Genomic DNA, 14,352 nt, shown 5'->3' with positions numbered 1-14,352 from the left:
CACCCGATCACATGCTCGAAGACGCGAAAGGCACTTGCATGAAACGGGGCATCCACACATGGAGCCTCCGATCAACCCGGGGCGGTTCAATCCTCAGGAAACGCAATGACTGTTGAAAGGCGCCTAATTCTGCGGCCTCAAGCAGATGTCTTTTGAGGAGATACGCTTGCATTCGCACCAGCTTGAAACCTCTGGTAAACAGCGAGGATCGTCCGCTCCAATCGCTGTCCAATTTGCTCGCAGTCTGCAGGGGTGACCGTCAGCGGCGGAGCAACGATAAACCAATCGCCGTACTTCCCCCCGGATGTGCGCCTTGAGTACACTATGAGGCCTTCCTTCAGCGCCTCTGTTCGAACCACTTCAGTCACGTTGAAATCGAATAGAAATTTAACTTTCGATTTCTTTGTCCGATACCAATTCTACTGCGTATAGCGCCCCAATCCCGCGCACGTCACCCACGATGGGCGAGTTGTCCATGAGCTTTCTTAGTATACGTTCAAGATTCTGGCCGGTGTGCGCAGCATTGGCGATCAGATGGTGATTTTCATATTCGTCCAAGACCGCTAGCGCGGCAGCACACGAAATCGGATTTGCGCCATAAGTGTGTGTCTTGAGTGCGCTAGAGTCGGGTGCCGCCGCAAATTGAGCGGGCTGAGAGCTCTCGTCGGCCGCTCACGCATTGATCATCAACGAGTGCCGATCTTGGACGAGACCAAAGCAGCGTCGCTCTTGCCGACAGCGGCGCCTCTCTCGTGACTGGCGCGACATAAAAAATGTTGGAAATAAATCGACTGGCGAGCTCCAAATTGAAGGTCGAATGGATCAAAAAGAACTATTGAAGAAAGTTCACAATTGATAAGCTGTACTTAAATTGCCTTAACTAAAGTTTCACAAATATTGACTTCCCTCAAGCGCCGGTCACGGTTATCACCCCTCAGGTGAGCTTATCCCGAATTGCGACTATCCAATCCCGGAGCGTCGCTGGTTTATCCGATCGGAGGGACTGCGCGAACTGGTTCGTGTCACGCGCTCGAATTGGCTTTGACATCAAAGCTCTCTCAAGAGCTATGCGGAGGCAACATACTTTGAAAATGGGGTCCGACGTTTGCAACAGGCGGCGTCCTTGTGGCGACGCACTGTCTAAACAAGGGGAATTACACCGCGCGGAGAAGGCTCCAATTACTTGATTTTTCAAATCGTCAAAGAAACAATGTGCCGAATTGATAGACTATACAAGCACACAATGACCGTGTAGAACAGTATAGTTCATGAATCGTCGGCGGAGTAGGTGGAATGGAACGACTATATGTTGAAGAGAAAGAATTTTTTGGTAAAAAATTGCTTAGTATCGTAAAGAGTTCACTTGACCCATCGTATCGGATAATTTGCTTCCCGCATGGAGGGGGTAGCGTCCAGTCGTTCCGTACCTGGTCTGACTATCTCCCCGATGATGTTGAGCTTATTTGCCTGGATCTTCCCGGGCGCGGCAAACGGTCAGCCGAGACCGCCATCCGCAGCATGGAGGTGCTAGTATCCATGGTCACAGAGGCGCTCCGCGGGTACAGCGACCGGCCTTTTGTTTTCTTCGGTCATAGCGTAGGTGCCCTCGTGGCCTACGAGATTGCCCGCAGCTTGGAGAAGGCCGGTCGACAATCTCCCTTCCATGTTGTCGTGTCAGCTCACCCCTCGGCAGATGTGCCGGCGGGTGAGCCGCCCATGTATAGATACGCGGATGACAAGTTAACTGATGTGGTCCGGACCCTTGGTTTGGTCTCCAAGGAGGCGCTGGCAAATGATGAACTCCTGCATGACTTCATTTTGCCGCCGCTGCGGGCAGATTTCGAACTTGCGGAGACCTACGACCGGAACTTGCCAACGCCCCTCGATGCGGCAATCACCGCGATGGGGGGAGTTCAAGACGAAATTATCAATGCCAGTGACCTAGATGAATGGCGTCGGCTCACGAGGTCCCGCTTCGCCCGGATCATGTTTGATGGAGATCATTTTTACACCCATTCCATGACCGCGGAAGTGGTGTCTACCCTCCTGCGTGAAGTTGGGGAAGTAAAGGCACAGCTCCCAGCCTCCATTCGATTTGGCGAGGTCCTACCCTATCCCGAACTACCTCTGCATGATCAATTCCGTAAACAAGCGGCCCTCAATCCGGACGCCCCTGCCGTCGCCTCAGAGAAAGGGATCTTGACGTTTAGTGAGCTCGACCACCTGAGCGAGATTCTATCCAGACACCTCTTCGGGCATGGTCAGAGCCGAGGTTCGCGCGTCGGTATCCTGATGGATACTTCACCCGAATACGCCGTCGCATTGTTCGGCATTCTTAAGACAGGGGCGGCGTACGTCGTGCTTGACAAAGCTCAGCCCGTTGCCGCGCTACAGCGGATGCTTGAGAAGGCATGCGTTGAAATCGTTGTCACCAACAACCGTGTCTCAGCGAACCTTCCGGCTGACTGGTCGGGACTTGCGTTGTCGCTCGACGAGGGTTGGGAAACGCAACTCGGCAAGGCCAGTCTGGCCAACTCCCAAGCGGTGGATCTCGATGCGCCGGCCCAGATTGTATTTTCGTCTGGCACGACTGGTGAACCGAAAGGGGTCGTCTGCCCCCACCGAAGCGCTGTGCGCTCTTACCAGTGGCGCTATCACGCACTGCCATACACGCCTAATGAGCGCGAAGCGGTTAATCTCTTCCTGGTCTGGGAGATAATGCGGCCGATCCTCGCGGGTATTCCGGCCTATTTGATCCCGGACGACGTTATCTACGATCCGCACCGGCTGGTCGAGTACCTGGAACGAAATCGCATTTCCAGAACATCATTTACCCCTTCGCTGCTGGATGTGCTTCTCGGCAGCGGCGTCCTCGACGTGCGCTGCCGCCTGCCAGATCTCCGATTGATTTACTTGTCAGGCGAGGTGTTAACAGCAGCGTTGCTGGCGCGTGTGAGGGATGCGCTGCCGCAAGTCAAGATTATCAATCACTACGGCGCAACGGAGGTCCATGATGTCTCGCATATTGACTTGAGCGAGATCGATCCTGCGACAACACAAGAGTTCGTGCCGGTCGGTCCACCTCAGCACAATGTCAGTGTCTATATCCTTGGGGAACAAAGCGACCCCGTGCCACTGGGGTTCCTGGGCGAGGTTTTCGTCGGCGGCGACACATTGAGTCATGGATATCTCGACAGCCCAGAGATGACACGGGAAAGGTTCTTTCCCGACCCGTTCCGCGCTGATGGCACAATGTTCCGCACTGGCGATCTTGGCCGCATGCTGCCCGGCGGCCAGTTGGAGATTGTCGGGCGCTGTGCTTTCATGGTGAAGATCCGAGGTTATAGCGTCGTCCCCGGGTCTGTAGAAGCTGCTTTGCTTCGGTACTCCGGTGTCTGCTCCGCCGCCGTTGTGCCAGAGCTCGATGCGACGACCGGTCAGCCTGATCGACTGATCGCCTATGTAGTCTTGCGGAACGGGTGCAAGGGCTGGGAGGCAGCTTTGCGGGCGCACTTGAAGTCTGAGCTGCCGCATTACGCGATTCCGTCAGACTTTATCGCGGTGGTGGAACTGCCCATTGCAGCCAGCGGGAAACTTGATCGGTCGCGCCTCCGCGACCTCGCGAAAGCGACGCGCGCTCCAGCGACAGATGCCGACGAGGTCGAATCGGCACTTCGAGCAGCTTGGCGCGACGTTCTTCAGGCAGATGCTGCCGATCCGGATGACAACTTTTTCGACTGCGGCGGACACTCCCTTCTGGCTGCCCGTCTCTGCACGCGGCTTCGTGAGAGTCTGAAGATGGAGCTCCGTGTCGTAGAGGTCTTCCTCAATCCTACTTTTAAAGAACTCGTGGCTCTACTCCGCAAGCGCGGCGGCGTGCAGGGCCGTCCCCAAAACCGGAAACTCCCCAAAACACCGCCAGTCTCGGCGGGCAGGGCGCATAGTAAGGCGTTCGAAGGGCGACGCGGCCCCGGTATAGACATTGCGGTGATTGGTATGGCCGCGCGTTTCTCCGGCGCGGAGACAGTCGATGAGCTCTGGGAGAACCTCTGCCAAGGGGTCTGCTCGATCATCCCGCTGCACGAGCAGGAGCTCAATGCCCGGGGCATTCCCGAGGCTGTCCTGAAGCGCTCCGATTATGTGCGCGTGGGCGCCCATCTCAACGATGTGGACCTTTTCGATCCTGATTTCTGGAACCTCTCGCGGCGTGAGGCTACGTTAATGGACCCGCAGCATCGCCTGTTCCTCGAATGCTGCTGGAAGGCCCTTGAGTCAGCCGGATATGCGCCAACTCAGCATGAGGGTCGGACCGGGGTATTCGCAGGTTCGTCCCTCCCTCTCTATCTCCTAAACCATTTGAAGGGGGGCGGCCTCATTGATCCCACCAACGCGCCGCTCGCTTTCCTGACGGAGCTCGGCAACGATAAGGACTATCTTGCCTCGCGCGTGTCCTACATGCTGAACCTCGACGGCCCAAGCATTGCGGTGCAAACCGCATGCTCAACTGGGCTGGTGGCAATCGCGGTCGCCACTCAGTCACTCGCGGCCGGCTATTGTGACATGGCGCTGGCGGGCGGGGCGGGCATCACCTTCCCTCAAGCGGGGTATCAGTATGTAGAAGGTTTTATCAATTCCTCGGACGGCGTATGCCACGCCTTTGATGCCGATGGCAGCGGCACGGTGCTCGGAGATGGGGTAGGGGTCGTCGTTCTCAAGCGCCTCGAAGATGCGCTTGCGGCGGCTGATCCTATCCACGCAGTGGTAAAAGGATGTGCCATCAACAACGATGGTGCCACCAAATCCTCCTACTCAGCACCTAGCGCGCGGGGCCAGGCCGCTGTTGTGCGCCAGGCACTTGCCTCCGCGGCACTCGACCCTGAAGACGTGGAATATATCGAGACCCACGGGACCGGCACCAAGATTGGTGATCCAATTGAAGTCCGCGCGCTGGCAGAGGTTTTCGCGGGCCAAGAGGAGATGGGCAAAACCTGTGCGCTCGGGTCAATCAAACCAAATATCGGCCATACCGGCGTTGCCGCTGGGGTGGCGAGCTTTATCAAGACAGTTCTCGCCCTTCAGCACGGGATAATCCCCCCGACAATCAACATTAAACGGCTGAACGAGGACCTCGGTTTGGAGAACACGCCCTTCTTCGTCAATGAGCAGCTTAGACCCTGGCCCCGTCCGCAGGGACGCGCGCGAACTGCCGGCATCACTGGCCTCGGTATCGGGGGAACCAACTGCCATGTCGTGCTGCAGGAATGGACTGGCGAGAACGCTAGGGATTGGCCCGGCTCGGTCGAGCGGGGGTCCTACGCCCTTTGCCTAACTGCAAAGACGCCATCGGCGTTAAGCCGCGCCTGCCGGAATATGGCCGCGTTCCTGCGGCGCAACCGCCATATCGATCTCGGTAACGTTGCCCACACGCTACGCGTGGCGCGATGCCAGTTCGATCATCGAACCGTCGTTGTGGCGCGCAACTTGGACATGGCTATCATGAGGCTAGAGGAAGAGGCGGATCGCGCGGCTGATCGAATCCTTTCCTCGCCGTCGATTGCGTTCATGCTGCCGGGCGGTGGAGTGCAGCACGCGGGAATGTTCAAGGACCTGTTTGATCACGTGCCGGATTTTCGCCAAGCGTTCCTGACTTGTGCCGCGACTAGTCGCTCCATCCTGGATCGTGATCTGGAGTCCCTTGTGTTTGGGGAAAACGACGGCCACGCGGCCGCATCCTTCGAAGAAATCAACGTCATGATCTTCTCCGTGCAGTACGCTATGGCTCGTTTGCTGGAAGCGTGTGGCGTGCATCCCGATTACCTTGTCGGACACAGCATGAGCGAATACGTCGTGGCCACCCTAGCTGGCATTCTGAAACTGGACGACGCACTGGTCCTGATGGTCGCTCGTGGTCGCGCGATGGCGAATCTCGGTGTCGACGGTGCTATGCTTGCGGTCAAATGCAGCCCGGAGGAGGCTGAACGCATTCTCGAGGAGGACGCCTGGCGTGGCCGAGCTGAAGCCGGCGAGATCAGTGTCGGTGTCGTGAATTCCAAAACGAGCGTCGTGTTCACCGGAAAAAGGGAACTGATTGAAAGGCTTCAGGAGGGGCTCGTAAAAGCAGAGATTCCCAACCAGATCCTCAATACAGCCGGCGTCCCCAGCCATTCTCCGCTGATGAAACCGGCGGCTGATATTATCGACGCACATGTCCGCGCGCTCGATCAGCGAGTACCGGATTTGGCCATTGCTCTGAATTCAGGAGGATATCTGCATCGGGCGAAAGTCCCTCTACCTGAGACCTACTGGAGCAGGCAGGCAAGCGGAATGATCCGATTCGATCAGTCTCTCGCGGCCATCGTCGCGGCCGGCGCAACTCCGCTCATTGACCTTGGCCCGTCTTGCAATCTGGCGCGTTTCGCACATGAAGCAATCGATTCAGCGGATAGTAAGACCAAGATTCCAGCGATCGTCTCAGCCGCGCGCGGGAAGGACAATCTGGAGTTCACCGACCGTCATGTTTTTCTGGAATGTCTTGGGGACCTCTGGTCCTTAGGTGTTGAGGTGGATTGGAAACAAGCCAGTGATCAATTGGAACCGTTCGGTTCTCGCCGGCGGATATCTCTTCCGACGTACTCGTTTGATCGTCACCGTTGCTGGCCGGACGGTCAGCCTGCCGGCTTGACGGTTCTGCCGCAGACCGAGGAGCGAGAGCGGCGCAGGGGAGAGGCGTTCATCTATGCGCAGAGTTGGACAGAGAAAATACTTCCCCGCGCGGTTCCCGGTAACGGAAGCACAAAGTCGCTTCGTTGGCTGGTGTTGGCCGATCGGCCGTTTGGTGAGGCAGAGCGTGCGGGAGACGCGTTGGCAAACAGCATCACGCGTCAGTTGGAGGATGCAGGTCACGAGGTTGTTCGTGTTTGCCGACGAGCCAAACCCTCGAACCCACCCGTGAAAGTCAAAGGCTCTATCATCATGATCGACCCCACCCGAGAGGGCCTGAAGGCGCTCTTCGACGCCGAGATCGCCTCGGACCGTCCCGTTGATCGGATTCTCTGCCTCTGGCACCTGAGCGGCTGCGCCGGCGCGTCCGGGGACCCGGGCACGGTGCAGACCGATGTTTTGCGGAGCTACGACGCGATACTCGATTTGGCGCGAGTTCTATCTACACGGACAATCCAGGCTCCGGTCGATGTCTGGATTGTTGGTGATCGGATGGTCCAGGTCGGCGAGGAACCTGTGGATCCCGAAAAGGCGTGCGTCTTCGGTCCCGCCATCGTACTGCCACAGGAGAATCCGATCGTCGATTGTCGGGTTGTGGACCTGAACATTGACGACCCGGGGGGCACCGATCGGCTCTTTGCTGAAATTGGGCGGGATGTGCCAAGTCCCGATGGGGTGGTCGCCCTCCGCGGGAACCGACGGTGGGTGCCGCATTTTCCCGAGCTAGCCCTCGCCGCACGAGTTCCCGGTGAGGAGGTCCTCCGACCCGAAGGTGTCTATCTGATCACAGGAGCTCTCGGGCGAATCGGTCTTTCCTTGACCGAACACCTCGTAAAGCTTGGGGCGACGGTTGTCGCGGTAACCCGCCGCGCAGTGCCCGCCTCTTTGAGTTCAGGTCGCGTGGATCTCCATGAGGATGGCTGGATGCGCCGACTGGCCGCGCTTGAGGATGCGAAGGGCCGGGTGATCCTTCGCCAGGCGGACGTATCTAATTTCGACAGCTTATCGAGCGTTCTCGACGTTACTATTCGGGAATGCGGCCGGATCGACGGTATCTTCCACGCGGCTACATTATCTGATCTGAAGTTCCTTTCTGAGATGGAGGACACGACCTCCGCCAATGAGTTTGCCTCCAAAGTGATGGGGACGCGCAATCTCTATAATGCGGTGAAACGAATTCACTCTACCCACACCCGAGTACCGGAATTCGTTTTCCTTTTCTCCTCCCTTGCTTCAATTCTCGGCGGACCGGCAATGGCCGCTTATGCGGCGGCGAACAGGTTCATGGACGCCTTTGCACGCCAAGTGCCAGGCAAACTCGGCATCCGGTGGATCAATTCCAACTGGGATGACTGGGATTACGCCTACGAGTGGCAGGTGACTGCCGCATACCAGACATCTCAGGCAAAAGCATTGGCACTCAGTCCCGACGAGGGGATCGACATTATTGAGCGCATACTGGCAACCGTCGACGATGGTCAGGCCATCGTAGCGACGCGCCCCTTGCCTCCGCGCATAAGGCAATGGGTCGACCAGATCCGAACAATCACGCCCGACGAGCTGCTGGATGAAAAGAAAATATCTTCGTGCGAAGAAGGCACAAAAGGCAAGGACAACATGCTGGGGGAAGGCGATTCGAGGAACCTCTTCCTTGAAGAAGTCAAGTCGCTTTTGAGCGCAAAAGAAATAGGTTTGGACGACAACTTCTTCGACGTTGGTGGAGACAGCCTCCTCGCAACGGCACTTCAAGTTCGTTTGATGAAAAGCGATCGCTGGAGGTCGCCGCGACTGGATGAGATATTCAAGGCGGGGACATTCGGCGACCTCTATGACCGAATTTCCAGAAATAACGGTCACCAGTCGCAATGACCGCGAAGAACTGGCGCACCATACCCTGCCTCGCTATCCCCCTCATCTGGGAGGACGATGCGGGCGGTTGCTCTTGCCAATTGGAAGACGATAACGGTGAAGTGGACATTTGGTGGAGGGGCCACGCCCGGGTCAAATCCTCGTCACGCTTTTTGGGGCCGCGAAGATCGAAGAAGAAACGATCGAACGCGTCATTCTTGAGCTGTTTTTTTTCGGACGCAAAGGCATCATTCAAACGCTTGATCTCTTACGCCCGATTTACCGCAGGGCCGCGACGTACGGGCTTCGGCCACGAAAGGCCTGAGTTCAGAACGGACAGTGCCGACGAGTTACGGCGCGAGATAGGACTCGCTGCCGCGTGAGGATCGGCCCCGCTGTCGCGAATAAGCCTGGCAATACGTTCACAGAGAGGGCAGAGCCTAATGGAACAGCGAAACGAAACCATCCTCCCTAACAGTGGGCGAACTGCGACGTCTGTAGCGGAGGTGGTCTCCTCGGGGCTTTGTATCGGTTGCGGACTATGTGAGGCCGTTACGGTCGGCCGAGTCCCCATGCACATGACACGATATGGGGGACTCCGACCGTCGAGCGTCAACGAGTTCACTAAACAAGAAGAAGACAAGATCTTGGCGGCTTGTGCAGGTGTCGTCGCAGAGTCACGGCCCGGCAATGCACCCCACACAGATTTAATATGGGGGTCGTATTTCTCGATGAACTACGGGTGGGCAGGCGATGCAGAGTGCCGTTTCGCGTCGTCCAGCGGAGGTGTGCTCACCGCGCTCGGATGCCATCTGCTCAAGACCAAAAGAGCGAATTTGATTCTCCATGTCGGATCGGACCCGGACATGCCCATGCGGAGCAGATGGGTGATGAGCAGGACCGCTGAAGAAGTCCAGCGCAATGCCGGCTCACGTTATGGACCAGTGGCTCCGCTCGCGGGACTCGAAAATGCCCTTCAACGTGAGGAGCCGTTCGCAATCATCGCGAAGCCTTGCGACCTTGGGACGGTGCATCGGCTGTCGAAGGTCGACGATCGCGTCGACCAGGTCTGTATCGCGAGGCTCACGCTGGTCTGCGGCGGTCAATCGCGGCTGGGCAAATCGACCGAACTGCTCAACGAGTTTGGGGTCCGTGAGTCGGAATTGACGCTCTTCCGGTATAGGGGGTTTGGCAACCCCGGTCGAACCCGTGTGGAGACGCGGGACGGTCGTGCGTTCGAAATCACCTATGCGGAGCTTTGGAAAGAGGAGGCCGGATGGGATATCGAAACACGCTGCAAGTTCTGTCCTGACGCCCTCGGAGAGGCGTCCGACATAACCGCGACCGATATCTGGCCGGGCGGCAATCCAACCAAGGAGGATGCCGGTTTCAACGGGGTCATATGCCGTACGCAAGCTGGCAAAGAGCTGCTGGACGGGGCAGTCGCCGGGGGCGATCTCGTCCTAGGTGACTCCATCACACCTCGCCAGTTCGATTCTTTGCAGCCCCATCAGGTGTGCAAGAAGCACGCCTTGCGGGCGCGCTTCCAAGGCCTGGCGCAAGCGAACAAGCCGACAATCGAGACCGTCGGATTGAGACTCGACAAATTGGCCGAGGCTTTGGACGCTCATCGCCGTCGGGAAGAGACGTCGGCAACCATGCAACGCGCGCTTGAAGGTCGGTTCAGTGAACCGTTGCGAAGCTGATATGTTGGTGGCGTCGCCGGCCACGTTACCCAGCAACTTCCAGGAGTATTTCGGTTGCCTTCAACACCCCTCAACGGGCAAAACAACCACCGGACTCCAGCTTTGAATAATGGAAGAACCGCCGGGCACAGTCACGCTGCCTTGAACTCTGCCTTTAAACACGAAGCATGTTGGATTGGAGTTTGCGCATGTCGTCCCAGATATCACATAGCCCCTTGCCAGCTACCGGGTTTTGGATTTCGGTCACTATGTCGCCGGTCCCGCCGCCGGCATGATTCTGGCGGACCTTAGAGCCGAGGTCGTTAGCATAGTGCCTGCCGGGGACCGCGTTGGGGCCACCCTGCGGGTCAATTTCTGGCGGGCCGGGCAGATCAGCGCGCCACGGCTGGCAGGCTAAGCAGAGGATTATCGCTCATCTGGCTGATCGTTTCACGGGTCTTCGAGCCGACTTAGCGCCTCGAAGAGGGTTGGCTGTCCCGCTGATGCTTCCCGTGAACAGCATCGAAGATCGCGTTTTCTGGCCGCATGCGGTCCGCGTGCATTTGAGCCCCGAACGTCCTCATCTGCTGCGCACTTCGCCCTGCGGACAACAGACGGCAAAGCCACCACTGCCGCGACTTAACAAGTCGTCTGTATAATCCGGAGCGCAAGAGAGCCGAACTGAGGTAGGCTCGAAAAAATAGCGTGACTGCAGCGCCCGTGCCGCGGCGCGCTGCGCCTCGATGCAGCTCTTCAGTCAAAGTCTTCAGTTGCCCCAGTACTTCTGAGTCAATCGCCATAGTCATCTCCGCTAGTTCTGGGCAGGCAGTTACAACGGCTCCCAAAGTTGACTGCGCAAATGACGTGCCATCCGGAGACGTAGCTGCGCTCTGACGCTCAAGTTGGTCGGAGCAGCTTCGGGTCGCGCTGCTTGGGGGCAAGCTGAACACGAAAAGCAAACGTTTTCGGATACGGTTCGTTTGTTCGATATCCGACAGTTTCGCTGGAAATTGACGCAAGTTCCGTGCATTCGTCGGCCGCAGCCGCGCATGACCGTGGAACGCGAGGCGTGTCCGGCGGAATGATCACCCTTGACGAGCGGCTGACTGAGTGTTCTCCGCCGGGCATCAACGGGAGAGCGGCAATGAGCCTGACCAATCTGGAAACCAAGCAAGTTCAGGAGAAGGATCGGAGCTTCGTCTTTCATCCCTCTACGCACTTGGCGAGATACCAAACCGGATTATGGCAGGAGCCGAAGGCGTCTACATCTGGGATACTGAAGGCCGAAAGAGCCTCGACGGTTTCGGCCGCCTCCACTGCGTCAATATGGGATACGGATGCACGGAGATCGCCGATGCCATTGCCCGGCAAGCGCACGAATTGCCGTTCGCGCATGTCTATGCCAGCCAAGGCACGGAGCCTGTTGCCCGTCTGGCGGAGGCTGTGGTAATTATTTCGGGCAGAACATGCGAAGGTTCTTTTTCGGCCTGTCCGGTTCTGACGCCAACGAAACCAATTTCAAGCTCGACTGGTACTGCAACAACATTCTCGGTCGACCTGCAAAGGCTGGTTACCGGTAGCTTGACAGGCCTGCGCCTTCTTTCACGATTTCTTCGACCTGCCTCTGAATTTGGTGCGCCATACAACGACGCCACATTACTATCGCAAGGCGCATGAGGGCGAAACTGAGGAAGCCTTCTCCAGGCGATGCGCCGACGAACTTGAAACCCTTATTCTTGCTGAGGGCCCAGATACGGTTGCAGCCTTTATCGGAGAACCGGCACTTAGGACCGGCGGCATTGTTCCGCCCCCAAAAGGGCTACTGGACGGCCATTCAAGAGGTGCTGGATAAGTACGACATCCTTCTGATTGCCGATGAAATGGTTTGCGGCTTCGCGCGAACCGGTGAGAAATTTCGGTTCCCAACTTTATGTTATGCATCCGGAATGTTATGCATCCGGATTTCGTAACGATCGCCAAGGGCGTCAGTTCCGCCTACCTCCCCATCTCCGGGTCAATTATTGGCGACCGCGTCTGGTCGGTCCTGGAAGAAGGGACGGAGAAGCATGGACCTCTCGGCCATGGCTGGACAATTCCGGACATACGCTTTGCGCGGGAGCCGCACTGCCAACATTAAGGTACTTGAGGAAAGAAACATCCTGGAGCATGTCCAGGACGTGGGGCCCTATTGGCTCTCCCGCATGAAAGCCGAATTGGAGGGACATCCCATTGTCGGCGAAGTTCGCGGAGTTGGCATCCCGTCCGCCGTAGAGATGATGCGGGATCCGAAAGCGCGCGTACCGTTTGAGCCCGAACTGCAGGTCGGCGTTCGCGCCGCCGCAGCGCTGCTGGAGAACGGGGTCGTTGGCCGCGCCATGCCGCACGGCGATATTCTCGGCTTTGCCCCGCCACTGATCATCACCCGAAAAGAGATCGACATCATCGTCGATGCGACCGCGAAATCGGTCGATACGATCTATCGCGCGCTAAAGGCCGAGGGTGCGATATGATCCAGCCGGCATTGAGCGGCGACTGTTAGAGGGAAGCTGCTGGCTCACGTGGTTGGCGATGAGCCTTTGAATAACTTGCTTCACCACTTTTGCCGCTGCCGTCCGGTCCTCCCACCGAGCTTTGCGCGGCGCGCCCTGCCGGTTTGCCTCCGGATCGGCAGGGCGCTTTTCTAAGGGGCCCGAAAGGGTCATTGCATCCTGACGGGCGCTGTTCGCTTGAATGGAGCGCGCTTCCGGTTCAGATCGTCGCCGGTGTCGCACTGGCCGGCGGAGGATTTGATGTACAGGCTTTATACGCATGCCAATACGGGCGGCTTTGTCGTCTAGGCGGCGCTCGCTTTGGCGGGGTTGCCTTTCGACCAGATCGATGTATCGAAGGCGGACCCGCCCGACCAGGCCTTTCTCCACATCAGTCCATTGAACCAGGTCCCGGTCCTGATCTTGCCTGACGGAAGCTCGATGACCGAGTCGGCGAGGATCTGCATCATGCTGGCCGAGCGCCACCCGCGCGCGGGCCTAGCGCCGGCCGCGAATTCACCTGGCTGCGCCGACTTCCTGCGCTGGATGACCTTCATGTCGTCAGTCGTCTATTCGGCCGCCCTGCGGTTCTACCACGCCGGTTGCTACACGGCTGACCCCGGCGGGACGGAAGTGGTGAAGCAGGCTGAGGTTGCCGAAATGGATCGCGACTTTGCCATTTTGATGCTGTCTCGAAGGCCAGGACTGGCTGGCCGGCGATCGCCCCTCGCTGGCCGACATCTATCTCGTCATGCTGGTGGCCTGGCATCCCCAAGTCGAAAAGGTTCCGAGCGCCTGGCCGAACATCGAACGCCGGTGGGCTGAGTTGCGCCGCCATGAGATGATCAGGAAATTGAACGCCTCCCACGCGGTATGGGCGGCCGTTCAGGTTATTTGCAAGCAGCTTTGCTCCGCTCCTCGTCCGTCCTGCAGGAACCCACGCAGACCGGGATCGCGCTCAGATGCCTGTCATGCAAGAGGTTCAAGCCAGTCCGACGTCATGGATGTTGCCTTGGGGTAACGTAAGTTGGCTGTTGAGAGTGCGGTCTGCCGTAACCTGGCTTCAATGTCGTCGAGAAAAGAAAGGTGTTGGTTGGTCGGCTTTGCGAGCGGGACTTGTTGGCCGCTCGACCGAAAGCGTCGTTTGAGGAGGAAGTTCTCCTCCGTGCAACCGGAAGACACGCTCGTCCAGTTCCTTGTCGGCTTCGGTGAGACGATGGTTCAGGCGAAGGTAGTCAGTCCAGGTTGGCGTGCGGAATGTCTCTGTCCATTGCATTGGTTTCTGAAGGTTGCGCTGGAGAGTCCAGTATCGAGCACCGACATGGGTGTGTACATGCCGGCGCTCGCGCATGAGATCCAGGAAAGCCTCGATGTCTTTCTCGAGGATTGAATACTCGACCTTGATGACGATCGGACCGCTTCTCGGCTTCAGATTGAGCGCGACAGTCGGTGTGTCGAATTGCTCCAAACGATCGGGGTCAGAGTCGGGGACTGTCAGGAATTTTGTGCATGAGGCCGGTTCTCGTCATTGGCTGACGAACCTTTCGCCGAAGACGACGGCGAACTGTGTC

5 protein-coding genes and 4 pseudogenes are annotated in these 14,352 nt (G+C 57.8%); 7 read left to right on the top strand and 2 right to left on the bottom strand.

Going from position 1 to position 14,352, the window contains the following annotated elements; all coding sequences use genetic code 11:
• Positions 1–387: 387 nt before the first annotated feature.
• Positions 388–606 (bottom strand): annotated as a pseudogene (locus tag NKJ90_RS32345) (aminotransferase class III-fold pyridoxal phosphate-dependent enzyme); the annotation flags it as partial.
• A 687-nt stretch (positions 607–1,293) separates the two neighbouring features.
• Between NKJ90_RS32345 and NKJ90_RS32340 the strand changes: the two are divergent.
• From NKJ90_RS32340 to NKJ90_RS32310, 7 genes and pseudogenes are all read left to right on the top strand, one after another.
• Complete coding sequence (locus NKJ90_RS32340) at positions 1,294–8,589, top strand: SDR family NAD(P)-dependent oxidoreductase (RefSeq protein WP_352487684.1); 7,296 nt, start codon at positions 1,294–1,296, stop codon at positions 8,587–8,589.
• 112 nt (positions 8,590–8,701) lie between these two features.
• Positions 8,702–8,893 (top strand): methionine adenosyltransferase domain-containing protein, encoded by a 192-nt coding sequence (locus NKJ90_RS32335; RefSeq protein WP_352487683.1) that lies wholly within the window; start codon positions 8,702–8,704, stop codon positions 8,891–8,893.
• Between the two features lie 118 nt (positions 8,894–9,011).
• A complete protein-coding gene (locus NKJ90_RS32330; RefSeq protein ID WP_352487682.1) occupies positions 9,012–10,274 on the top strand; it encodes a Coenzyme F420 hydrogenase/dehydrogenase, beta subunit C-terminal domain in 1,263 nt (420 codons plus the stop codon).
• 226 nt (positions 10,275–10,500) lie between these two features.
• A pseudogene (locus NKJ90_RS32325) lies at positions 10,501–10,671 on the top strand (CoA transferase); the annotation flags it as partial.
• A gap of 726 nt (positions 10,672–11,397) precedes the next feature.
• Positions 11,398–12,763 (top strand): annotated as a pseudogene (locus NKJ90_RS32320) (aminotransferase class III-fold pyridoxal phosphate-dependent enzyme).
• A gap of 339 nt (positions 12,764–13,102) precedes the next feature.
• On the top strand, positions 13,103–13,606 hold the full coding sequence (locus tag NKJ90_RS32315) for a glutathione S-transferase family protein (protein ID WP_352487681.1): 504 nt from the start codon (positions 13,103–13,105) through the stop codon (positions 13,604–13,606).
• The gene (locus tag NKJ90_RS32310; RefSeq protein WP_352487680.1) at positions 13,533–13,802 is read left to right on the top strand and encodes a hypothetical protein; all 270 of its coding nucleotides are present in this window, start codon (positions 13,533–13,535) and stop codon (positions 13,800–13,802) included. Before NKJ90_RS32315 ends, NKJ90_RS32310 begins: the two co-directional genes overlap by 74 nt.
• Positions 13,803–13,844: 42 nt before the next feature.
• Here NKJ90_RS32310 and NKJ90_RS32305 read toward each other — a convergent pair.
• Positions 13,845–14,267, bottom strand: a pseudogene (locus NKJ90_RS32305) (MFS transporter); the annotation flags it as partial.
• Positions 14,268–14,352: the final 85 nt, after the last annotated feature.

It is taken from the genome of Mesorhizobium sp. M0051 (assembly GCF_040323235.1).
Lineage (GTDB): Bacteria > Pseudomonadota > Alphaproteobacteria > Rhizobiales > Rhizobiaceae > Mesorhizobium.
The sequence above is the reverse complement of the archived record's forward strand: the minus strand, read 5'-3'. Positions and strand labels throughout refer to the sequence as shown.

What these genes read in the sequence shown, in the direction of transcription:
- NKJ90_RS32330 (WP_352487682.1), top strand. Translation starts at nt 9,012, where the DNA reads ATGGAACAGCGAAACGAAACCATCCTCCCTAACAGTGGGCGAACTGCG.
- NKJ90_RS32340 (WP_352487684.1), top strand. Translation starts at nt 1,294, where the DNA reads ATGGAACGACTATATGTTGAAGAGAAAGAATTTTTTGGTAAAAAATTG.
- NKJ90_RS32310 (WP_352487680.1), top strand. Translation starts at nt 13,533, where the DNA reads ATGCTGGTGGCCTGGCATCCCCAAGTCGAAAAGGTTCCGAGCGCCTGG.